Here is a 23,193-nt window from a genome sequence, read left to right as displayed (position 1 = left end):
AGGTCCGCTCAGATGGCTTTACGCCTCGTAATCAGCGATCGGCACGCACGAGCAGAACAGGTTGCGGTCGCCGTACACGTTGTCCGCGCGGCCGACCGGCGGCCAGTACTTGTTCGCGATCAGCGTCTTCAGCGGATATGCGGCGCTCTCGCGCGCATACGCATGCTTCCAGTCGTCGGCGATCACGACCGCCGCCGTGTGCGGCGCGTGCTTCAGCGGATTGTCCTCGCGGTCCGAGCGGCCTTCCTCGACCGCGCGAATTTCCTCGCGGATCGCGATCATCGCCTCGACGAAACGATCGAGCTCTTCCTTCGACTCCGACTCGGTCGGCTCGACCATCAGCGTGCCCGGCACCGGGAAGCTCATCGTCGGCGCGTGGAAGCCGTAGTCGGCGAGGCGCTTGGCGACGTCGTCGACGGTGATGCCGCTCGTGTCCTTGATCGGACGCAGATCGAGAATGCACTCGTGCGCGACGAGGCCGCCGGGGCCCGAGTACAGCACCGGATAGTGCGACGCGAGCTTGTTCGCGACGTAGTTCGCGTTGAGGATCGCGGTTTCGGTCGCGGCGGTCAGGTTCTTCGCGCCCATCATCGCGATGTACATCCACGAGATCGGCAGAATCGACGCCGAGCCGTACGGCGCGGACGATACCGCACCGATGCCTTGCGGCGCGCGCTCGTAGCCCGACGAAGTCTGGTTCGGCAGGAACTGCGCGAGATGCGCGCCGACCGCGACCGGACCGACACCCGGTCCGCCGCCGCCGTGCGGAATGCAGAAGGTCTTGTGCAGGTTCAGGTGCGAGACGTCGCCGCCGAACTGACCCGGCGCGCACAGACCGACCATCGCGTTCATGTTCGCGCCGTCCACGTACACCTGGCCGCCGTGCGCATGCACGATCTCGCAGATTTCGCGAACGTTCTGTTCGAACACGCCGTGCGTGGACGGATACGTGATCATGATCGCCGCGAGCTTGTCGGCGTGCTGCGCGGCCTTCTTCTTCAGGTCTTCGATATCGACGTTGCCCTGCGCGTCGCATGCGACGACCACGACCTGCATGCCGGCCATCTGCGCGGACGCCGGGTTCGTACCGTGCGCCGAAGCGGGAATCAGGCAGACGTTGCGATGCGCTTCGCCGCGCGACGCGTGATACGCGTGGATGATCAACAGACCCGCATACTCGCCCTGCGAGCCCGCGTTCGGCTGCAGCGACACGGCCGCATAGCCGGTCGCGGCGACCAGCATCTCTTCGAGCTGATCGATCATCTCGCGATAGCCGACGGTCTGGTCAGCCGGTGCGAACGGATGGATCTGACCGAACTCCGGCCATGTGACAGGCAGCATTTCCGAGGTCGCGTTCAGCTTCATCGTGCACGAGCCGAGCGGGATCATCGAGCGGTCGAGCGCGAGGTCCTTGTCCGACAGGCTGCGCAGATAGCGCAGCATTTCCGTTTCCGAATGATGACGGTTGAACACGTGATGCGTCAGGTACGCGCTCGTGCGTTCGAGCGCGGCCGGCACCGACGCGGTGTTCGATGCGCTCAGCGCGGCGTCGAGCGCGTCGACTTGCGGCACGTCGCTCGAGAAGGCCGCTTGCGCGAATACCGCGAGCAGGTCGGTCAGATCCTGGCGCGTAGTGGTTTCGTCGATCGACAGGCCGACTTGCGTCGCGCTCACGCGGCGCAGATTGATGCGCTTCGCCGTGGCCGCGTCGTGCAGCGCTTGCGTGCGTGCGCCGGTGTCGAACGTGAGCGTATCGAAGAAGGTTTCGTTGACGAGCTTATAGCCGAGTTGCTTGGCGCCTTCGGCGAGCAGCGTGGCGATGCGATTCACGCGCAGCGCGATCGTCTTCAGGCCGCGCGGGCCGTGATAGACCGCGTACATGCTCGCCATGATCGCGAGCAACGCCTGCGCGGTACACACGTTCGAGGTCGCCTTCTCGCGGCGGATGTGCTGCTCGCGCGTTTGCAGCGCGAGACGCAGCGCGGGGTTGCCTTGCGCGTCGACGGTCACGCCGACGAGGCGCCCCGGCATCTGCCGCTTGAATTCGTCGCGCACCGCGAGGTACGCGGCATGCGGGCCGCCGAAGCCGACCGGCACGCCGAAACGCTGCGTATTGCCGACCGCGACGTCGGCGCCCCATTCGCCCGGCGGCGTCAGCACCGTCAGCGCGAGCAGGTCGGCGGCTGCGACCACATGGCCGCCCGCCGCGTGGATCGCTTCGGTCAGCGCGCGGTAGTCGCGCACGTCGCCGTTCACGCCCGGGTATTGCAGCAGCACGCCGAACGCGTTCGCATTCGCGGCTTCAGCGGCCGGGCCCACTTTCACTTCGATGCCGACCGGCGTCGCGCGCGTCTTCACGACTTCGATGGTTTGCGGCAGCACGTCGTCGGCAACGAAGAACACGTTCGACTTCGGCTTGCCGACGCGTTGCAGCAGCGTCATCGCTTCGGCGGCGGCGGTCGCTTCGTCGAGCAGCGATGCGTTCGAGATCGCGAGGCCGGTGAGGTCGGTGATCATCTGCTGGAAGTTCAGCAGCGCCTCCAGACGGCCTTGAGAAATTTCAGGCTGGTACGGCGTGTACGCGGTGTACCACGCCGGGTTTTCCAGCACGTTGCGCAGGATCACCGTCGGCGTATGGGCGTTGTAATAGCCCTGGCCGATGTAGGAGCGGAACACCTGGTTCTTGTCCGCGAGCTCGCGCAGCGCGGCGAGCGCTTCGGCTTCGCTCTTGGGTTGCGCGAAGGGGCCGAGCGGCAGGGTTTCGGTGCGGCGGATCGTCTTCGGGATGACGGCGTCGATCAATGCCGCGCGCGACGCGAAGCCGAGTGCTTCGAGCATCGCTTGCTGGTCGGCCGCATCCGGGCCGATATGCCGTTCGGCGAAGGCGTCGTGCACTTCGAGCGCGGCGAGCGAGAGAGGAGTGCGGTTCATCAGACGATCCGGGTGTTCGAGCTTCATGGGTGTTCCTGGCGGCGCGGCGCGCGCTGTGGTGCGCGCGCCGTGCCTGACGGTTAAAACGAAAAGTGAATCAGGCAGTGAGTCAGGTCGCGACTCAGGCGCCGATCGACTTCGCGTACGCGTCGGCGTCGATCAGACGCTCGAGCGACGCGTCGGCGGCCGGCTTGATCTTGAACAGCCAGCTGTCGTACGGCGTGCTGTTGACGGTGTCCGGCGAGTCGGCGACGGTCGTGTTCGCCTCGATCACTTCGCCCGAAACCGGCGCGTAGATATCGGAAGCGGCTTTCACCGATTCGATCACGGCGACGGTGTCGCCCGCGCTCACGGACTTGCCCAGTTCCTGGACTTCGAAGAAGACGATGTCGCCGAGCGCTTCCTGCGCGTGGTCGGTGATGCCGACCGTCAGCGTGCCGTCCGCTTCGGTGCGGACCCATTCGTGCGATTCGGTGTATTTCAGATCGGCCGGGATGCTCATCGGATGCTCCTAAACGGTGTGTTCGGTAGTGTTTTGAATGTAGGGGGCGTGCGCCGGCCGCTTAGACCGCCAGCACCTTGCCATTGCGCACGAACGGCAGTTTTACCACGCTTGCGGGGCAGGCTTTGTCGCGAATCTGGACGTGCACGGTGTCGCCCGGCTGCACGCCTTTCGGCACGCGCGCGAAGGCGATCGATTCCTGCATGGTCGGCGAGAACGTGCCGCTGGTGATTTCGCCGTCGCCGTGCGGCGTGACGACTTTCTGATGCGCGCGCAGCACGCCCGCGGCCTTGCCGTTGTCCTTCAGCAGGATCAGGCCGACGAACGCGGCGCGCGAGCCGTCGGCGTCAAGCCGGCTCTTGCCGACGAAGTCGCGCGGCGACGTGAGGTCGACGGTCCATGCGAGGCCGGCGTCGAGCGGCGAGACATTGTCGTCCATGTCCTGGCCGTACAGATTCATGCCGGCTTCGAGGCGCAGCGTGTCGCGCGCGCCGAGACCGGCCGGGCGCACGCCGCTGGCGGCGAGTGCATTCCACAACGCTTCGACGTGGGTAGCCGGCACGATGATCTCGAAGCCGTCTTCGCCGGTGTAGCCGGTGCGCGCGACGGTCAGCTCGCCGAACGGCGTGCCGTCGACGCGCGCGGCGTTGAACGGCTTCAGCGCTTCGGTCGCGGCGCGCGCGGCTGGCACGGTTTGCCAGGTTTTTTCGCGCGCGTTCGGGCCTTGCACCGCGACGATCGCCAGATCGCGGCGCGGCGTGATGGTGAGGCCGAAGCCGCCTTCGGCGTTGAGTTGGCTGAACCACGCGATGTCTTTGTCGGCGGTGCCGGCGTTGACGACCACGCGGAAGTGGTCTTCGCCGAAGTAATAGACGATCAGATCGTCGATCACGCCGCCGTTCGGATTCAGCATGCAGGAGTAGAGCGCGCGGCCCGGCGTTTGCAGCTTCGCGACGTTGTTCGCGAGCGCATGTTCGAAGAATGCGCGGACGCGCTCGCCGGTGAAGTCGACCACGCACATGTGGGACACGTCGAACATGCCGGCGTCGGTGCGCACCGCGCGATGTTCCTCGATCTGCGAGCCGTAGTTGACGGGCATGTCCCAGCCGCCGAAGTCGACCATGCGGGCATTGAGCGCGCGGTGAGCGGCGTGGAGCGGGGTGTGTTTGAGTTCGGTCATGGGGCCTCGGGCGTCTCGCGAAACAAAAAAGGCCATGCGGCGCACTGCCTCGCGGCCTTTTGCCTGCGAGCGTGGTTCTGCATGACCCCTCTGTCCTCGATACCTGAGAGATTGCGCCGCCGCGACTGGCTCGATGAGCCCGATCTGTCACGGTGAAACGCGCGCCCCTTCGGTGGGCAGCCTGCCTGCTGTGCACGACGTGCGACGCGGATGGCTACTGCCGCTCTCCAGAGTGCGAAAAAACCGCCGGAAGGCGGGTTCTTTCGACGCGGTCGGTCCTTTTGCCTGAGAGTTTGCGGGTGTGCCCCTTCGGCGGCGCGGCCTGCGATTTTTCGCTTGCCAGCGCGCTCTCCCGACGCGTGCGGCGAATGTACGCGACGGGCCGGGGCTTGTCAAATAAAGGCCCGCGAGCGGTGTGGGGGGCGGGCGCGGCGGGTCGGGGCGCCGAAAAAGAAAAAAGCGCGGACCGAGAGGCCGCGCTTCTGAGATGCTTGTTTCGATGCTGTCCGTCACCGCATGTTTAGCGGGAGTGGGTGCTCACGTTGAAGCTCGTTTGCCGAGTCAGTCTGCTGACTCGTTTGCTGGCTTACTCGCCGATCGCATGAGCCGCGTTATCCAGCTCCTGATTCAGCACACGCTGTTCTTCCGCGGACAGACCGCCGCCATGCTGCGCGGCCATGTCGTGCGCTTCCTGACGGATCGTCTCGAGACGGTGATGCAGCGAGGCGCCTTGCGGCGGCGGGTAATAGCCCTGATTCACGTGATTGTCGATACGGTGCGCGAGATTGTCGATGCGGCCGCCGACCTGATGCAGGCGCTGATCGGCGATCTGCTGCGGAGTCGGGCCCGGATGCGGCGCGGGCGGCGGCGTCACCACGCAGGCTGCGACGGAGGTGAGCAGTGCGCATGCGGCGAGGGCACGGATGATTCGAGACATGGATTCTCCCGGAGTCGTTGTCGTACGTTGTCGTATTGAGTTGCTACCCGCTAGCAACGGATGACGACGAGCGCCCGCTGACTCAGCAGAGGGCGAATTTGTAACTTTATGTTCCTTTCTGGAATGTCAGGGAAGCCCGCGCCGGCGGCCTTTGCGGAGAGAAAATGCCGTCGGGTTTTTGGTACACAAGGCCGGGTCGCGCGGTAGTGATGCCCGGTGGCGCGGGATTCAGCGAATGCGCTCGAACGGCAGCCGCACGCCCTGCTCGGAGCTGCGCGCGGCCAGTTCGATGATAGTCATCACGTCGACCGCGTCGCGCGTGCTGACCGGAAATGCGATGCCGTCCTGGATCGCATCGGCTAACGCAATATAGAAGCCGGCGTACTCGCCGTTGCGGGTCGGCAATTCGCGCTCGACTTCCTGGTCGCCTTCGAGCACGCGCAGCATGCCGGGGGTATTGCCGGCGCCGAAGCCTTCGTCGCCCGGGTGCAGGCCGGCTTTGAGCTGGTCTTCCTGGGTGTCGAGCCCGTACTTCACGTAGCTGCCGCGTGTGCCGTGGATCGCATAGCGCGGTCCCGGCAAGGCAGTCAGCGCGCTCGCGTGCAGCACGACTTCGAAGTCGTCGTAGCCGAGCTGGATGTGCACGTAGTCGGGGGCGCTGGCGTCCTCGCGATGCGAGCGCACCGTCGCCGATACGGTCTGCGGTGCGCCGAAGAGGGCAAGCGCCTGGTCGATCAGATGCGGACCGAGATCGAACAGCAGACCGCCGCCCCGCGTCACGTCTTCGCGCCAGCGCTGGCGCACGCCCGGCCGGAAGCGGTCGAAATGCGATTCGTACTGCGTGACGCGACCCAGTTCCACGCGCGCGAGCAGATCGCGCACGGTCAGAAAATCGCCGTCCCAGCGCCGATTGTGAAAGGGCACGAACAGCTTGCCGCGCGCGAGCGCGATATTGGCGAGCGTGTAGGCGTCGGCGGCGGACAGCGTGACCGGCTTGTCGACGACCACATGCTTGCCGGCTTCGAGCGTGCGGCGCGCGAGGTCGAAGTGGGTGTCGTTGGGCGTCGCGATCACGACGCAGTCGATGTCGTCGAGCGCGAGCAGCGCGTCGAGATCGGCGACGATTTTCGCGTGCGGATAGTCGGCGTGCGCGCGCTCGGATTGCCCGGTCGCAATCGCGGCGACGCTCGCGCGTCCGCAATGTTCGATCACCGGTGCGTGAAACGTCGCGCCGGCGAAGCCGTAGCCCATCAATCCAATCTTCAGCGATGCGGACATGCGAGTCTTCCTGGAGGAGCGGCGCGCCGCCTTGCCACCGCGGCGACGGCGCGCAATCCCGTCATTGTGGCATTTGTGGGCGGGACCGGGGGCTCAGCATCGGCGCCGGTCTTGCGCGCAGTCCATTCGGGCGTTCGGTCAATCGAGGCATTCGGCGCGGTGTTCATCGGGGGCGTCCATCGCGGTGTCCGTGTTAACATCGCACCTCTCGCGCGCATTGCGCCGCGCAGCATGTCCCGGGCCATCGGCCGGCGCCTCCCGCCAGTCCGACCTCAGCGGCCCTCAACCGTGTTACCCATCCACAAACGATGTCCGCAGGCCTGAATCCCGCTCAAAGTGAAGCGGTCCGTTATCTCGACGGTCCCTGTCTCGTGCTCGCCGGTGCCGGCAGCGGCAAGACGCGCGTGATCACGCAGAAAATCGCGCACCTGATCGAAGCGAAGGGCTTCGAGCCCCGTCACATTGCCGCCGTCACGTTCACGAACAAGGCCGCGGCGGAAATGCGCGAGCGCGTCGGCAAGCTGCTCGAAGGCAAGACGCTGACCGCGCCGGGCAAGGAAGGCCGCAAGGTGCCCGTGAACCAGCTGACGGTGTGTACCTTCCACTCGCTCGGCGTGCAGATTCTGCGGCAGGAGGCGGAGCACGTCGGCCTGAAGCCGCAGTTCTCGATCATGGATTCGGACGACTGCTTCGGCATGATCCAGGAACAGGTCGGCTCGACGGACAAGGGCTTCATCCGCAAGGTCCAGTCGATCATCTCGCTGTGGAAGAACGGCCTGATCATGCCCGAGCAGGCGATTGCGACCGCATCGACCGAGGACGAGCATCAGGCGGCGATCGTCTATCGCAACTACGTGGCGACGCTGCATGCGTATCAGGCGGTCGATTTCGACGATCTGATCCGCCTGCCCGCCGAGCTGTTCGCGAGCAACGAGCAGGTGCGCGACCGCTGGCAGAACAAGCTGCGCTATCTGCTGATCGACGAGTATCAGGACACCAATGCGTGCCAGTACGAACTGGTGAAGCTGCTGGCCGGCAAGCGCGCGGCGTTCACGGCGGTCGGTGACGACGACCAGGCGATCTACGGCTGGCGCGGCGCGACCCTCGAGAACCTCGGCCAACTCGGCAAGGATTTCCCGCACCTGCACCTCATCAAGCTCGAGCAGAATTACCGCTCGACGGTGCGCATCCTGACCGCCGCGAACAACGTGATCGCGAACAACCCGAAGCTGTTCGAGAAGAAGCTGTGGTCCGAGCACGGCATGGGCGACACGATCACGGTGACGGGCTGCAACGACGAGGAGCACGAGGCGGAGTCGGTGGTGTTTCGCCTCTCCGCGCACAAGTTCGAGCGCCGCGCGAATTTCCGCGACTACGCGATTCTGTATCGCGGCAACTTCCAGGCGCGCATCTTCGAGCAGGTGCTGCGCCGCGAACGGATTCCGTACGTGCTGTCGGGCGGCCAGTCGTTCTTCGACAAGGCCGAGATTAAGGACATCTGTGCGTACCTGCGTCTGATCGCCAACGCGAACGACGATCCCGCGTTCATCCGCGCGATCACGACACCGCGTCGCGGCGTCGGCAATACGACGCTGGAGGCGCTTGGCGCGTTCGCTGGCCAGGCCAAGGTGTCGCTGTTCGAGGCGGTCTACATGGGTGGCATCGAGGCGCGTCTGTCGCCGCGTCAGATCGAGCCGATGCGCGCGTTCTGCGACTTCATGCAGCGCCTGACCGACCGCGCGGAGAAGGACGCGGCGGGCACGCTGCTCGACGAGCTGATGGATGCGATCCACTACGAAGCGTATCTGTACGACGCGTTCGATGAGCGCCAGGCGCAGGCAAAGTGGCAGAACGTGCTCGAGTTCATCGAGTGGTTGAAGCGCAAGGGCACGAAGGCGGAGCCACAGCCCGGCAGCGCCAGCGAGGCGACCGGCTATGACACCGCCGACGGCTTAGGCGACACCGGCAAGAACTTGCTCGGCCTGATCCAGACGGTGGCGCTGATGTCGATGCTCGAAGGCCGTGAGGAAGATCCGGATGCGGTGCGGTTGTCGACCGTGCATGCGTCGAAGGGGCTCGAGTATCCGCACGTGTTTCTGGTCGGCGTCGAGGAAGGCATCATGCCGCATCGCGGCGGTGCGGACGACGAGCCGATCGACGATGCGCGCATCGAGGAAGAGCGCCGGCTGATGTACGTCGCGATCACGCGCGCGCAGCGCAGTCTGCATCTGAACTGGTGCAAGAAGCGCAAGCGGGCGCGCGAGACGGTCGTCTGCGAGCCGTCGCGCTTTATCAACGAGATGCTGCTCGACGATGCGCCGCCGCCGACGGCGGAAGAAGCGCCGATGTCGCCGAAGGATCGGCTCGCGAGTTTGAAGGCGCTGTTGCAGAAGGCGTGAGCGGGCTGGGCTTTGCGTGGCTGCCAGGCGCGACTAAAGGCCATTGCGCACAAAAAAATCCCTGCATCGGGTTACCGCATGCAGGGATTTTTCATTTAAGCGACGGCCGATGCCGCCCGCTTTATTTCACCGCGCTGACCATGTAGTCGACCGCGGCCTTCACGTCCGCGTCCGATGCGTTCGAGCCACCCTTCGGCGGCATCGCGCCCTTGCCGTGCAGAGCGTAGTTGTAGACCGTGTCCATCGAGTCCTTCAGGCGGGGCGCCCATGCTTCCTTGTCGCCGAACTTCGGCGCATTCAGCACGCCGGCAGCGTGACAGGCCTGACATACCGACTGATACAGCGCCTTGCCGGCTTGCGAGGCGTCCGCGCTTTGCGCGCCGCCCGCTGCCGGTGCGGGGGCCTGCGGCACGCTGGCCATTGCGGCCATCGCCGCGGCGGCCTGGGCCGCGCCCGCGTCCGATGCGCCGGCCGCGCCTGCCGCCGCCGCACCGGATGCTGCCGCCGCGCCCGCCGCCGGTTGTGCCGGCTCGGGGAAGCTCGCTCCCGAATTGTTGGCCATATACGCGACCGCGCGCGCGATCTCGAAGTCACTGTAGTCGTCGGGGCTCGTGCCGCCGCGCGGCGGCATCGCGCCCTTGCCGGACAGCGCGGTGTGCCACAGTGTGTCGAAGCCTTGCGCGATGCGCGGCGCCCAGTCGGCCGTGTTGGTGAATTTAGGCGCGCCTGCGGCGCCCGACGCGTGACACGCCGAGCAGACCGCCTTGTAGACTTCCTCGCCGCTCTTGTAGACGCGCGGCGCGTTGGCGTCGCGAATCTCGACCTGGGCGATTGGATGAATGCGGGAGGTGACTTCGGCTTCGGAGAGGGAGTCGGTGCCGGCGCCGGTGCGCGTCGAATTGTCGACGTAGACGGCGAGCAGAACGATGATGATGATCGGCACAGCAAACCCGGCGATGACCGCGGCGATGAGCTGCGCTGGGGTTTTGATTGGGGCTCCGTGTGGTGCTTCGCTCATGCTTGTCTCGTCTCCGTGGGTGTGTGAGCGGTACAGCGCGACGGCAACTTCTTGTTCTTTATCAGCCACGGACGATTATAGACGCAAGGTTTCGGCGGCGGCGAGGGGGCCTGGACGGTGTTCTGCAGGCGTTTACCCGGAGCGGCGCGGATAGTGGAGGGGCGCGGGGAGGGCGCTGGAGTGGGCGTCGGAGGCCGTCCGGTGGACGGTTCGGCCGAAACCGGGTATCCTTGCGGTCTCTCGCGTTGGCGTGGCGTCCGTTCTGGTTGACGCGCTTTCGCGAAAATTCCCCGCAGTTTGTGGTGATGCGCCCGTAGCTCAATGGATAGAGTACTGCCCTCCGAAGGCAGGGGTTGCTGGTTCGATCCCAGCCGGGCGCGCCAAGAATTCTCGTAAGTAGATCAAAGGCTGCTGTGCTGCATTGGCGCAGTGAGCCTTTTTTATCTGCCCATCCCTGTCCGACACACTACGCGCGGCGTGAGCTCAACGTACGCAGCGGTGTCGCGCCTCGCCCACCTCACCCGATTCTCGCGTTGAACCGCCGTGACAGCGAACCCCCCTCGCTAATACCGGCGCAGGTCATCAATGATCGTCACAGGACATCCGCCTTTTCCACGCGCGATCCGTCGCACATCCCGCAATCGCCTCGCTCGACGCACCCACGACAACCGCAACGAAGCCGAATTGCGGGGCATAGTCGCGTCTGATTGAACCATTGCGACCGGAGGCAAAGCGCTAGCATCGGATGAGGTAACTGTCCAGGCGTGCCATGAGCCTTCAAAGACATCGCGGCGCAAGGCGGATCCAAACAGCGGCATCCGCATGACAGTCGTCATCCTGACCGCCGTCCAGGGACGGCTCACGTCACGCGTTGGCAGATCGATCAAGTCGTAACTCGGCAACACAGGAAGCGATGAGCGCGCATATATTTCAGATTTTTCATGATGACGCGACGCGTCAGCAGCTCGACACGGGGTTCGTGGCACTCGACACGTCCGATAGCCCAAGTCCCGAGTGGCACGAATACTGGGCAATCCGGCGTTTCTTTCTGACCACGTCCGTCAACGAAGGCGAACTGTACGGATTTTTCGGAGCCGACTTTGCTCAGCGCACCGGGCTTTCGGCGGAGTCCGTTGCGGCATTCATTCGCGAGCATCCGGGGCAGGATGTCTACACATTCTCGCCATCGCAACGCGAGAACGCGTGTTACCTGAATGTCTTCGAACAAGGGAACCGGACCAACCCAGGCCTGATCGAGGCTGCCGAAGCCTACGTGCGCGCGATTCCGCTGGAAGTCGATCTGCGCGGACAGCCCATGGACAAGCGCTCAGCGGTAGTCGGTCAGTTCATCGTGGCCACGCCGGCGTTCTGGAAAACGTGGTTCGCGTTGACGGAGCGGCTGTTCGATCTGTTCGAAGGCGATCACCCTGATTTTCAGCGCCGCATCGCTTCAATCGCATTGGGCGGCCCGCGACAGTCGGCGCGGGCGCTACTGGTTGAGCGCGTGGCCTCGCTGGTGCTGGCGCTCTGCCCAGACATCGGGGTCGCCGCATTCGACGCGTCTACGATGCCGCTCGCCGATGCCGCTTATCGCCCTTACGCAGAGCAAATCGCGCTGCTCGAGGAATTGAAAGCGGGTTATGCCGCGACAGGTGACCGTTCGGCGTTGAACCACTTCTATACCTTGCGCGGCGCAGTGTTGAGCGCAGTCGAGGGGCCGAAGCTGGAGCGCGCGAAGAGCGGTTTTCTCGGGACCCAGCTCATTGCTTCACCGGATCTCCTGTACATCTGCCTCACACATGTTCCACCGCCGTTCGAGTTTCCGTCGGACGTTTCGATGCTGTGTCTAGGTGCAGAGCAGGGACCCGGCAAGGCCAATCTTCGCGATCTCGCGCCGGAATGGGAACCGTATCACCCGCAGATCGGCGGGTTGGCGGGTTGCTTCGCGCTGAAGAACTACATCGTCGACAACAATCTGCAGGTTCGTCAGATCGGGATCTGCCAGTACCGCAAGTTCGTTTCCCATCGCAAGATAGGAGGCACGCCGGCAGACAATTACCCAGTCATGGACGTCGTCAGCAGCAACACGCTCACGACGGCGCAGATCGCCGAAGCGATGGCGCCCGGCAGGCGTGACTTCCTGCTCGGGCAACCGGCTGCGGTACGAGGTGGTTACCTGAATCAATATCAGGAGTGTCACCCTCCAGAAGATCTGCTCCGCTTCGCCGCTACCGCGCTCGAATTGGGCGTGTTGTCGCGCCACGAGGCCACCCCGTTCATGGCTGAGCAGGTATTCCTGCCCGGTGGCATCGAAATGGGCGTGTTTCCGGCGGAGTTCTGGGTTCGTTCGATTTCCGCGATCGAGTCGGTCGTGCGTGCCTGTTGCGAGCGCTATCCGATCCGGCGCGAAGGTTATCAGGCGCGCTCCTGGGCGTTCTGCGCGGAGCGGCTGGGTAGCTTTCTGCTGTTGCGCCACCTCACGGCCACTTACGGTGTGAACGGGTGGATGCACCATGTCGCAGGCCAGTTGAACCTGTTGACTGAGGAAGCCCAAACCGTCTACGTGGGGGGGCAATGAGCCCGGCGCGTTCGCTTGAGCCTCTGGGCATCGCCGGAGCGTTCGTCGCGCAGAGCACACCGCGCGGCGACGTCCGCGGTAGTTTCATGCGCCTCTTTTGTGCCGACGATTTCGCCGATGCGCACGGCTCCCGGCAGATCGTGCAGATCAACTGGTCACATACGGTTTGTCCGGGCACGGTACGAGGCATGCATTTTCAGCATGGTGACGACGCGGACGCCAAATGGGTCCGTTGCCTCGAAGGTGCTGTATGGGACGTGATCGTCGATCTTCGTCCCGAGTCGGATACCTTTCTGCAATGGCGGGCGGTGGAGTTGTCGGCCGCCAACAGCAAGGCAGTGTTCATTCCCGAAGGCTGCGCGCACGGCTTCCAGAGCCTCGAGGCCGACAGTCGCCTGCTGTATTTGCACACCGATTTCTACAAGCCCGAAGCTGAGCGGGGGGTGGCGCACGACGATCCTCAACTCGCCATCGCGTGGCCCCGCGACGTCGCATTGCTGTCGGAGAGGGACCGCGCACTGCCGAGCGTGCAAGGCTGGCTCGCCTCGATCGACGATTGACTCGTCACCTGCTGCGAAAGTCGCGTGCACGCTAGTGCGGGGCACGCGACTTGCAGCTCTTTCAACGCAACCGCAATCGCAACCGTCCGAGGGCGCCTCACGGTTTCACGACACCGAGCGAGGCCCCCCAGCCACTCCGTAGCCGGTCGCTAAAGGTAGCGGACCTCCGGGATTGCCACGGCAAAGCGTACCTGCGGTCCGAGAATCGGGCGCTGTTGCGCGACGACCTCATGCGAAATATTCCACGGCAGGATCAGCACGATGTCCGGCTGCTCCGCCGCGAGCGCGACGGGTGAAACGATCGGGATATGGCTGCCCGGCATGAACTTGCCTTGCTTGGACGGAGCAGCATCGCATACGTATGGCAGCAGGTCAGGCCTGACGCCCGCATAGTTGAGCAGCGTATTGCCCTTCGCCGCGGCACCGTAGGCGCCTAGCCGGATACCTTTGTCTTTGCAATCGAGCAGAAAGCGGAGCAGACCGTATTTCGCAGCATCAACGCGCTGCTGAAACTCCTGATACGTTTCCGGCTTCGTGATGCCCCGCTCCACCTCGAGGGCCCGGACCGCATCGACCGAAGCGTCGTCCGCGCGTGGGTCGTCGTCATGGCAGCCGAACACGCGCAGGCTGCCGCCGTGCGTCGTCAATTGTTCGACGCGCCATACGCGCAGTCCGGCCGAACGGAAGATATGTTCGACCGCATGCAACGAGAAGTACGAAAAGTGCTCGTGGTAGACCGTGTCGAACTGCACTTGCTCCAGCAATTTGACGAGATGCGGAAACTCGAGCGTGATCGATCCGCCCGGCTTCAATGCGGTCTTCAGTCCGGCGGTAAAGTCATTGACGTCGGGCACGTGGGCGAACACGTTGTTGCCGACGATCAGATCGGCCTTTGATCCTTCGGCTGCGAACTGTTCGGCAAGTGCTTTGCCAAAGAATTCCCGGCGCACCGGAATGCCGAGTTGCTCGGCGCGGGCTGCCGTGCTCGCGGTGGGTTCAATGCCGAGACAGGGGATTCTTGCCGCAACGAAATTGCGTAGCAGATATCCGTCATTGGACGCGACCTCGATCACGAACGAATCGCGATCGAGCGACAGCTCGCCGATGATCGAATCGGCATACTGCCTGGCATGGGCGAGCCAGCTCTCGGACACCGACGAAAAGTACGCATACTCCGCATCGAAGAGCTCTTCGCGCGCAGCGTAGTCTTCCGTTTGAACCAGCCAGCAGGCGTCGCAGACGAATAGCTTGAGCGGGTAGTGGCGTTCTGCCTGCGTCAGATCGGCGGGTTTCAGGTACGCGTTCGACGGCGGCGCGAAGCCCAGATCCAGAAACGGTATGGTCAGTGCGTGACCACAATGACGGCAATTCAAGTTCTTGCTCCTCAAACGGATTCGGTGCTGCCTGCTGGCACGGCGGCGCTTCGGAATCGCTCCTCGTAGCGCTCGATCTGATCGAGCGTAATCTGTCGCACACTGCGCCTGGCCGTGCGTTCGCGATGCCACTGCGCGACCCAGGCGAGGGCTTCGTCCAGTTCGAGCGCGGCGCTCCAGTCCAGCTCGCGGCGAGCCTTGCCTGAGTCGAGTAATAGCAGGCCGGCTTCGTGTGGCGCACTGGCGTCGGCTTCCACCACGAAGGAAGCGCCGTCCCCGAGTGCCGCTGTCAACGCGGCCGCGATCTGCTCTACCGGACGCATGTCATCGGTGCGGGGACCGAAGTTCCAGGCGCCCGAATAGCGCTGCGGCGAATGAAAGAGCCGTTCGGCGAGCGTCAGGTATCCGGCCAGCGGAACCAGCACGTGCTGCCACGGACGCACCGCGTGCGGCTTGCGCACGATCGCAGGCTCACCATTTTCGAAGGCGCGCAAGAGATCGGGCACCAGCCGGTCCGAGGCCCAGTCGCCGCCGCCGATCACATTGCCGGCGCGGGCAGTCGCAATACCTGTCTGCTGCGCCCGCCCGGAACCAGCATGGAAGAACGATCGACGATACGCGGCGGTAACCAGTTCCGAACAGGCCTTGCTGTTGCTATAGGGGTCGTGGCCGCCGAGTGCGTCGGTCTCCGCGTAGCTGTGTTCGGTTTCGAGATTTTCGTAGCACTTGTCGGACGTCACGTTGACGATCGCGCGTACGCTATCGACCTGGCGCGCCGCCTCGAGCACATGGACGGTGCCCATCACGTTGGTCGCGTAGGTCTCGACAGGCGCCGCGTACGAGCAACGCACCAGCGGCTGCGCCGCGAGATGGAAGACGATTTCCGCGCGAGCCCGTCGCATGGCCGCGAGGACGGCCTGCGCATCGCGCACGTCGCCAATGGTATGGTCGATGCCGTCCGCGACACGGGCTTCTTGAAACAGGGAAGGGCGCGTTGGCGCATCGAGTGCGAAGCCCGATACGTGCGCACCCATGCGTTGTAACCAGAGCACGAGCCAACTGCCTTTGAAGCCGGTATGTCCCGTCACGAACACGCGCCGGCCTGCCCAGAATTGCGGGTCCATCATTGCCAGACCTTCCACGGCGCCTTGCCGCTCGCCCAGATGGCGTCGAGCTGTTGCTTGTCGCGCAGGGTGTCCATTGGCTGCCAGAACCCGCCGTGTCGGTAGGTCTGCAATTCGCCGGCAGCGGCAAGCCGTTCCATCGGCGCGGATTCCCACGGCGTGGCATCGTCGTCGATCAGATCGAGGACCCGCGGTGACGCGACGAAGTAGCCGCCGTTGATCCACGCGGCTCCGTCCTGCGGCTTCTCTGTGAAGCCAATCACCGAGTTTTCGTTGTCGGCGAGTTGGAGCACGCCGTATCGTCCGGGTGGTTGCACACCGGTCACCGTCGCAAGCCGGCCGTGTTTCTTGTGAAAGCGCACGAGTTCGGTGATGTTGACGTCGCCCACGCCGTCCCCGTAAGTGAAGCAGAACGCTTCTTCTTCACGCAGCAAATGGGCGGCGCGCCTCAGGCGTCCACCGGTCATCGAGTGCTCGCCCGTGTCGAGCAGCGTCACCCGCCACGGCTCCGCGTAGCGCTGATGCACCTCCATGGAGTTCGATGCGAGATCGAACGTGACGTCGGAGGAATGCAGAAAATAATTGGCGAAATATTCCTTGATGACGTAACCCTTGTAGCCGCAGCAAATGATGAAGTCGTTCATCCCGTGAGACGAATAGATCTTCATGATGTGCCAAAGGATGGGCCGGTCACCAACGGTCACCATCGGCTTGGGCCGCACGTAGGTTTCTTCCGCGAGTCGTGAACCGAGTCCGCCAGCCAGAATGACGACTTTCATATCGATGTGTTTCGTGCAGAGTGTATGCCGGGGCTATGCGACGCCCGGCGTCGTGCGCGGGCGAGGGCGCGGGGCAGATTAACGGGTGCGCTTCAGGTAGCCTTCCGGCGCGACGGAGATCAGCAGACGGTGGTCCATCTCGCGGTCGATCTCGAACTCGGGGTGCGCGTTGACGAAGGACCAGACCGCGGTCTTCGGGTTGTTGCCCACGTCCCAGGGCCGGTCAGGGAAGCTGCCCTGGGGCATGTCTTCGATGACGGTATCGAACGCCACGCAGTAGCTGCCCGGCGTCACGAGCGGTGCATACGCTTCGAGCTCGGCCAGCACGTGATCGTGTGTATGGTTCGAGTCGAGGCAAACGAGCACGGTCTGTTTGCCTTCGGCATGACGGCGCACCTGTTCGATGATCTCGGGGGCGATCGACGAACCCTGGATCATGTCGATACGGTTCGCCAGAGGGTGGGCCTCCATCGCTGCCCGGTTGTGCGCGCGGATATCGATGTCCACGCCGACCACGCGACGCTTGGGCTTGGCCGGATCGAGGAGCGTGTTGCTTTCGACGGCGTCGCAATAGTCGAGCATGGCCAGCATCGAGGCGCTCAGAATCAGCGAGCCCCCGTGCGCGATGCCGGTTTCGATGATGAGATCCGGGCGCACTTGCCAGATCAGTTCCTGCATGGCCATCACATCCTGCGGGTATTGGATGATCGGGCGCCCCAGCCAGTGGAAATTGTACGAATACTGACGCGCTGCGCTGGCGAGAAAGAATTCGCGGCCGGCGTCGAGCAATTCCGTATCGCTGCCGTATCCCGCGACGCGTCGTTCCAGGTCCTGTTGAAAGTCACTCATGATCGATGCCGATATATTGAAAAGTTGGGCCGGCCTGCACGCGGATCTCGTCCAGGTAGTTCGAGTTCATCACATAGATGGTGGTGCCTCCGCTCAGGCGCGGCAGCACTTCGTCCGGCGATTCGACTCGCAGGCCAGTGGCGGGGAGGTATTTGCCCTGTTTTGCAGGATTGATGTCTACAACGGTGTGGATGGGCGCGCCGCTGCGCATGCGCTGCAGCGCGAAGATCACGCCCTTCGAGGCGCCGCCCCAGATCACAGCCTGGTTGGCGTCGGCATGCATGTGCCTTTCGCGCGCGCCGAACGTCGCGGGTAGCCGCACACGCTGGTTCTCGTCGTAAGCCGGCATTCTCAGGCTACGCAGATCTGCGACGACGTAGATGTACTGACCGCCGAACAGATGCCCGCTTTCGTGGACCACATCGAACATGCGCAAGAAATCCACGGGCCGGAAGTAGTTGACGTGCTCGTAGAAGACGTCGAACCACGCACCTTGTTCGCAGATCCATTCGAAGCACGGAACTTCGATGTAGATGGTGCCTTCGCCCTGATTGGCTTCGCGAAGTTGGGCAAGAAACGCGAGCGGGTCGACGACATGCTCGAGCACATGGCGCAAGATCAGGCCCCGGCCGGTCACACCGGCGCCGGGGGCGAAATAGCGCTTCTCGATGGAGGGATTCGATCCTTCGTAGGCCGGATCGAATCCCGTAATCTCACAGCCGCGTTGGGCCAGCATTTCGAGGAAGAAGCCCTTGCCGCATGCCACTTCGATCAGCGCGTGTCGGCCCAGACGCCGCTCGACAATCGCGGCGACCTGTTCGAGGTGCGCGCGGAATTGAGCGCTGACGGCCTGTTCGTTCTGATAGTGCTGGTCGTAGACCACCAGCTCCGGACGAAATGCCGCGTTATAGACGAGGCCCGTGCTCAGGTCTTCGACGAGGCGAACGTCGCCGAGCGGGCAGTTGCGCGCTTCCTCCGCGGTCGCATACATGCGGTTCTGGAAGACGGGCAATTCACTTGCTGAATAAAGGTCACGTAGGACGCTCATGAATTCTCCAGCAGTCCGGCAAGCTTGCTTCGATCACCCCAGAACGCAAGCGGCTCATAGTCGGGATAAGGGTAATGGCCGAGGTCCAGTTCGATATTCCAGCGGTGCTCGCGCAGCCACTGCTCGACGAGGCGACGTACGGACACCGGCGCACCGGCGCAAACATTCACCATGCCGGCGCCCTTGCCTCTGACTGCGAGGGCAACGAGGTTTCTCGCGACGTCGGCAACGGGCAGGTAGTCGCGCAACTGTTCACCGCCGGACATCCTGAAAGCAGGCAAGCCTTGTTCAACTGCGCTGCGAAGTTGTGGCAGCAACGACGCGTGTGCCTGCCCGTCGCCATACGTATAGAAGAGCCGAGCCCAGGTGAGATCGAACGCTGCGTCGCGACTCCGGTGCAGATATTCGAGCTGTCTGCGCAGCGTGTCCTTGGCGAATCCGTAGGGCGTGACAGGCTCAGGGACCAGCGACTCGCTCAGCGCACCTGCGCGCAACCCATACTCGAGGCACGTGCCGGTGACGACCAGCGACTTCAGACCTTCGTCGATCAACTGGCGCAGGAACGCGTAGTGCAGCGGCAGTTCGACTTCGAAATGCCGTAACGCGCGATAGTTGGGCAGCCCGCCCCAAGCGAGGTGAATCAGGACGTCGGGGCGGCCAAGCTGCTCGAATGCGTCGTCGGGCGGACACGCGAGGTCGAGCGTCACCCATCTCAGGTTTGCCTGCGCTGGAAGATCATCGCGGTCGCTGCGCGTTGTCGCGATGACTTCCACGTCGCGGCCGGCGAGCTCTTTGAGTACATGCCGACCGATAAAGCCTGTTGCGCCGGTAACTGCTACGGTAGTCATCTGTTGGCCGCGGGTCGGTTCGGTTCGGGTCGATGCGATTGGAAAACTGCTTGTCTTGCAGTTTACGAGACGACGCGCGGAGCAATTGGGCAAACAACACGCAAAACCCCGGCTATTTTGGCGGCTCGGCACTGCCGCGGGTGCGGCGTCGCTCCGGCCTCCGCCGGCGGTTGTCTCGCTATACGGCGGCTGGGGTAGGCGGTGATACGCAGTGATCTTGCGACAGGATGCCGGGACGGCGTCTGCTGGTCCGAATCGACGGCGCTGGCTGTGCGATGCGACCCGCAGACGCGCGGGACTTTCAACTGCCGTACTTGCGCAGATAGCGCTCATAGCTCTCGCGCCAACCGGCCGAACCAAAAGCGCCGCCACTCTCATGCACGACGCTCAGCGGCCACGTCCCCATGCGCAGTCCCTTCAACTCCGCCTGCCGGCAGAAGTCCATATCGTAGAAGTGGAACGCGAACTGGTCGTCGAAGCGCACGCCCGTCTCGATCAGCTTCGCGCTATCGGCGATCAGCATGAGCCCGTCGAGCAGCTTGACCTCCACGCCGGACGGACCAAACGACGACACGATGTCGCAAGGGAAACCCTTGCCGTGTCCAACCGTCCCGCTCAGATATCGCGGTTCGTCCCATTTGAACTCGGACGAGACGAACGCCCACGACGGCTGGCGCGGCACCCGGCGTGTGTTGCCGGCGAGCCCGATGACGTCGAAGCGCGCGAGCCCTTCGAGGATCCGCTCGGTCCAGAAGAAGTCTTGCAGCCAGACGTCGTCGTGAACGAACACCAGAATCGCCGGATGGTGCGCGGCGTAGTCGATCGCCTCGTTGTAGATCGTGGACAGACCGCGCGCGTTGTTATCGAACAGATGCAGTTGCGCATGCGGCAGATGGTTGTAGAGCTTCAGCGAGCGGCCGAGCGCAGTCTCGTTCGAGAACTGCTGCGGGTTGCGGCGTGTCCCGCAGACGAATCGGATGGGCTTCATGGTTCAAACAAGGAGTGTTCAGGGAGCGCGAGAATGGCATCTAGCCGCGGACCAGCCGCAGATCGACCGGCGCGACGATCCGGGTTGTCGAAGCCGGTTGCGGAGCAGGCGACTTCGTCGAATCCGGTACGTCGAACGATTCGGCCGGCAAGCCGTCGCACCAGCGACGCCACATGACGCGCAGCGCCTGCGTCACGGTCTCGGCCACCAACTCAGGACGGAACACCGGCGACTGTGCGCAACGCTCACGCATGCCGGCGCGTAGTGCCGCGAGAGAGCCAGGATCCGACGCCAGCGCCACGCCCTTGCGGACGAAATCGTCCTTGTCGCGCGCGACGAAGTCGGCAAGGCCGACATGGGTCATCGCGGTCAAGCCGCTGCGCCCAGGCACCGTCTCGCCGGGCAGCGTCAAGGTGGGGACACCCATCCACAGCGAATGCAGCGCGGTGGTCAAGCCCGAGAACGGGAAGCTGTCGAGGCAGAAGTCGACACGGTGATGCTGCTGCAGATACACGGGCACGCTCGCACGCGCCATGAAGTCGAGGCGATCGCGCGTAATGCCTTCTTCGGCGAACCACTCGGGCAGCTTGCCGAGGCTGCCGTCGCGCGGCATGGCGCCGATCAGCATGCGCGAGTTCGGCACGGCGTGCATCAAGCGTGACCACAGCGCCACGACGTCGCGGCGCAGCTTGTCCATCCGGTTGAAGCTGCCGAAGGTCACGTGGCCCTTGTGCAAAGCGGGCAGCGCATTGACCGGCGGACACAGCGCGTCGGCGACGAACGGCGCTACCGCCGGCAGATAGGCAATCTTTTCGGAGAACTGGCTGCGGAACTTGTCGGAAGGAACCCAGAGCCGGTCGGCGATGAAATAGTCGACGGCGTCGAGCCCGGTCGTGCCGGGGTAGCCGATCCAGCAGGCCTGGACGGGCGCCGGCTTGCGCGCGAGCGTCAGCAGCCGATTGTGCGCGGTATGCCCGGCGAGATCGATCAGGATGTCGATGCCGTCGGCGCGGACCATGTCGGCGATCGCGTCGTCGCTCATGCCGACGACGTGGCGCCAGTGGCCGAAGATCTTGCGCAGTGACGCGGTCGTGCCGTCATCGAGAAAGGTGTTCGAATACGCATACATCGACAGCTTCGGATCGCGCGACAGATGCGCGGCGACCGGCTCGAGAAAGCTCGCGACCGCGTGACGGCAAAAGTCGCCCGAGATGAAGCCGACGCGCAGCGCACGTTCGGGGTCGCGTGTGTTCTCGTGACGGGGCCAGTTCGGCTTGAGCGGCGTTTCGAAGCGTGCCGCGAAGCGGCGATGCTCGGCGAACAACTCGTCCGGGGCAATCGCCTCGTTGTGCGTCATGCAGAACAGCAGGTTGTTGTAGGCCAGGTCGAAGTTCGGATCGATCGCGAGCGCGCGCCGGAACTCCTCGATGGCTTCGGACAGACGCCCTAGCTGCATCAGCGTGACACCGAGCGAGTTGGGCGTGAAGTTCGAGGTCGGATCGAGTTCCATCGAGCGTCGCGCGAACTGCTCGGCCTCGTCGAGTCGGCCCGTCTCCTGGCAGATGATGCTCAACACGCGCAGCCCTTCAGCGCGCTTCGGGTTGATCTCGATCAGGCGTCGGCAGATCGCTTCCGCCTCGGCGTGAGCCCCTTTCGATGCGAGGACACTCGCCAGCACCTGAAGCGTGTCTTCGTCGTTCGGCCACAGGTCGTGCGCGATCCGCGCATACTTCAACGCTTCGTCGTATTGGGTGAGTCGGTGCAAGGCGACGGCCAGCACTTTCCAGCCGAACCCGTGATCCGGGAAGCGCTCCGCCAGTTTCCGGGCGCTTGTCGCCGCTTCCTCGACGCGGCCGGTATTGAACAGCTCGGCTAGCGCGTCGATTTCGCGTTTTGTCGGCGCGGCGGTGCTGGTCCGGCGCGGCGGGGCTTCTACGACGCTGTCGGGCGCGGCCTTCGGCTCGGCCGGCAGCGGTTGCCGCGCGGCCAGCTCCATCGGCGCGACCTTGGTGATCGGCTGGGTGCTGACCATCGTCATGATGCCGATCAGCTTGTCGATCGCAGGGCCTGCCAGACCGCGTTGCTGGGCCATTTCAAGCGCGATCCAGGCGGCCTTCAGCTGGTCGGCCTGCAACAGTCCGTCGATGTAGTTGGCCCAGTACTGAAGCTGGTTCGGAGCGGCGCCGAGCGCACGCTCGTGATAAGGCAGCGACGCCTCGGGCTGCAGCAGCCGAATCAGGATCACGCCATACCGGTGATTGGCGTCGGGATGCTCGGGATAGGCTGCCAGCACGCGCTGGTAAAGCGTTCCCGCCTGCTCGTAATCGCCGCGGCCGTCGAGCATCAGCGCGTCGCGCATCGCGCACGCGGCGTCCAGGTGCTTGCGTACTTCGCCGTCGAGCGGCAGCAGCGCGGCAGCGCGTTCGAGAGGCGCGAGCGCGCCGTTCAGATCGCCGCGTCGCAGGTGCGCGTAGGCGAGGGTCTTCCAGCCGTATCCATGCGTGGGCAGAGCCGCGATCATCTGATGCGCCAATGCTTCGGCGCTGTCGTGCATGCCTTTGGCGTGAAGCGTGTCGATGGTGGCGACGAACTCCCCGGCGAGATTGGCCAGTTCGTCGGCCGCGGGGGACCGCGGTGTCTGATCATGGCACAGGGCCTGTTGCAGGTCGGCTTCGGTAGTCATGTGTGCCCTTGTGTACGTCGATTGCAGGCATCGCACGGCGAAGCCCTTCGTGATCTGCCTTCTGGGAATCGTCGCGGATGGGGCGTAGGCGCGCCTCGCCCAAACTGGCATGTCGAAT

At 64.2% G+C, this 23,193-nt stretch carries 17 protein-coding genes, 1 tRNA gene and 2 riboswitches; of the genes, 4 read left to right on the top strand and 14 right to left on the bottom strand.

The annotated features are described in order from the left end of the window. Nucleotides 1-18 precede the first annotated feature (18 nt). From gcvP to L0U84_RS19340, 5 genes are all read right to left on the bottom strand, one after another. Nucleotides 19-2,958: an aminomethyl-transferring glycine dehydrogenase gene (gene gcvP / locus L0U84_RS19360; RefSeq protein ID WP_233851780.1), complete on the bottom strand. Its 2,940-nt coding sequence runs from the start codon at nucleotides 2,956-2,958 to the stop codon at nucleotides 19-21. Between the two features lie 94 nt (nucleotides 2,959-3,052). Continuing rightward, entirely contained in the window at nucleotides 3,053-3,433 is a 381-nt protein-coding gene (gene gcvH / locus L0U84_RS19355) for a glycine cleavage system protein GcvH (RefSeq protein WP_233851779.1), read from the bottom strand. Between the two features lie 61 nt (nucleotides 3,434-3,494). Then, complete coding sequence (gcvT, locus tag L0U84_RS19350) at nucleotides 3,495-4,613, bottom strand: glycine cleavage system aminomethyltransferase GcvT (RefSeq protein WP_233851778.1); 1,119 nt, start codon at nucleotides 4,611-4,613, stop codon at nucleotides 3,495-3,497. Nucleotides 4,614-4,693: 80 nt separating this feature from the next. Continuing rightward, nucleotides 4,694-4,854, bottom strand: a riboswitch (glycine riboswitch). Nucleotides 4,855-4,875: 21 nt separating this feature from the next. Next, a riboswitch (glycine riboswitch) is annotated at nucleotides 4,876-4,978 on the bottom strand. Nucleotides 4,979-5,199: 221 nt separating this feature from the next. Continuing rightward, nucleotides 5,200-5,550, bottom strand: coding sequence for a hypothetical protein (locus L0U84_RS19345; RefSeq protein WP_233851777.1), 351 nt, complete (start codon nucleotides 5,548-5,550; stop codon nucleotides 5,200-5,202). A 228-nt stretch (nucleotides 5,551-5,778) separates the two neighbouring features. Continuing rightward, nucleotides 5,779-6,828, bottom strand: a complete 1,050-nt coding sequence (locus L0U84_RS19340; RefSeq protein WP_233851775.1) for an oxidoreductase — start codon at nucleotides 6,826-6,828, stop codon at nucleotides 5,779-5,781. Nucleotides 6,829-7,136: 308 nt separating this feature from the next. On the opposite strand from L0U84_RS19340, the gene L0U84_RS19335 reads away from it, so the two are divergent. After that, complete coding sequence (locus tag L0U84_RS19335) at nucleotides 7,137-9,227, top strand: UvrD-helicase domain-containing protein (RefSeq protein WP_233851774.1); 2,091 nt, start codon at nucleotides 7,137-7,139, stop codon at nucleotides 9,225-9,227. Nucleotides 9,228-9,348: 121 nt separating this feature from the next. Here L0U84_RS19335 and L0U84_RS19330 read toward each other — a convergent pair whose 3' ends face one another. Beyond that, nucleotides 9,349-10,245, bottom strand: a complete 897-nt coding sequence (locus tag L0U84_RS19330) for a c-type cytochrome (protein WP_233851772.1) — start codon at nucleotides 10,243-10,245, stop codon at nucleotides 9,349-9,351. Between the two features lie 307 nt (nucleotides 10,246-10,552). Here L0U84_RS19330 and L0U84_RS19325 point away from each other — a divergent pair. From L0U84_RS19325 to L0U84_RS19315, 3 genes are all read left to right on the top strand, one after another. Continuing rightward, nucleotides 10,553-10,628 (top strand) — tRNA-Arg (locus L0U84_RS19325). A 530-nt stretch (nucleotides 10,629-11,158) separates the two neighbouring features. After that, nucleotides 11,159-12,823, top strand: a complete 1,665-nt coding sequence (locus L0U84_RS19320; protein WP_233851771.1) for a hypothetical protein — start codon at nucleotides 11,159-11,161, stop codon at nucleotides 12,821-12,823. Beyond that, the gene (locus tag L0U84_RS19315; protein ID WP_233851770.1) at nucleotides 12,820-13,383 is read left to right on the top strand and encodes a dTDP-4-dehydrorhamnose 3,5-epimerase family protein; all 564 of its coding nucleotides are present in this window, start codon (nucleotides 12,820-12,822) and stop codon (nucleotides 13,381-13,383) included. The genes L0U84_RS19320 and L0U84_RS19315 overlap by 4 nt, the downstream gene beginning before the upstream one ends. 149 nt (nucleotides 13,384-13,532) lie before the next feature. On the opposite strand, the gene L0U84_RS19310 is transcribed toward L0U84_RS19315, so the two are convergent. The 8 genes from L0U84_RS19310 to L0U84_RS19275 all read right to left on the bottom strand — a co-directional run bounded on the left by L0U84_RS19310 (nucleotide 13,533) and on the right by L0U84_RS19275 (nucleotide 23,075). Continuing rightward, a complete protein-coding gene (locus L0U84_RS19310; protein WP_233851769.1) occupies nucleotides 13,533-14,756 on the bottom strand; it encodes a class I SAM-dependent methyltransferase in 1,224 nt (407 codons plus the stop codon). Nucleotides 14,757-14,767: 11 nt separating this feature from the next. Next, nucleotides 14,768-15,883, bottom strand: coding sequence for a CDP-glucose 4,6-dehydratase (gene rfbG / locus L0U84_RS19305; RefSeq protein WP_233851768.1), 1,116 nt, complete (start codon nucleotides 15,881-15,883; stop codon nucleotides 14,768-14,770). After that, entirely contained in the window at nucleotides 15,880-16,659 is a 780-nt protein-coding gene (gene rfbF / locus L0U84_RS19300; RefSeq protein ID WP_233851767.1) for a glucose-1-phosphate cytidylyltransferase, read from the bottom strand. Before rfbF ends, rfbG begins: the two co-directional genes overlap by 4 nt. A 78-nt stretch (nucleotides 16,660-16,737) precedes the next feature. Next, complete coding sequence (locus L0U84_RS19295) at nucleotides 16,738-17,508, bottom strand: cephalosporin hydroxylase family protein (protein WP_442794017.1); 771 nt, start codon at nucleotides 17,506-17,508, stop codon at nucleotides 16,738-16,740. Beyond that, the gene (locus tag L0U84_RS19290; protein WP_233851765.1) at nucleotides 17,501-18,556 is read right to left on the bottom strand and encodes a class I SAM-dependent methyltransferase; all 1,056 of its coding nucleotides are present in this window, start codon (nucleotides 18,554-18,556) and stop codon (nucleotides 17,501-17,503) included. The genes L0U84_RS19295 and L0U84_RS19290 overlap by 8 nt, the downstream gene beginning before the upstream one ends. After that, entirely contained in the window at nucleotides 18,553-19,404 is an 852-nt protein-coding gene (locus L0U84_RS19285) for an NAD-dependent epimerase/dehydratase family protein (protein ID WP_233851764.1), read from the bottom strand. The genes L0U84_RS19290 and L0U84_RS19285 overlap by 4 nt, the downstream gene beginning before the upstream one ends. 301 nt (nucleotides 19,405-19,705) lie before the next feature. Further along, the gene (locus tag L0U84_RS19280; protein ID WP_233851763.1) at nucleotides 19,706-20,392 is read right to left on the bottom strand and encodes a glycosyltransferase; all 687 of its coding nucleotides are present in this window, start codon (nucleotides 20,390-20,392) and stop codon (nucleotides 19,706-19,708) included. A 40-nt stretch (nucleotides 20,393-20,432) separates the two neighbouring features. Next, entirely contained in the window at nucleotides 20,433-23,075 is a 2,643-nt protein-coding gene (locus L0U84_RS19275; RefSeq protein ID WP_233851762.1) for a tetratricopeptide repeat protein, read from the bottom strand. Nucleotides 23,076-23,193: the final 118 nt, after the last annotated feature.

This window comes from Paraburkholderia sp. HD33-4, from assembly GCF_021390635.1.
Lineage (GTDB): Bacteria > Pseudomonadota > Gammaproteobacteria > Burkholderiales > Burkholderiaceae > Paraburkholderia.
The sequence above is the reverse complement of the archived record's forward strand: the minus strand, read 5'-3'. Positions and strand labels throughout refer to the sequence as shown.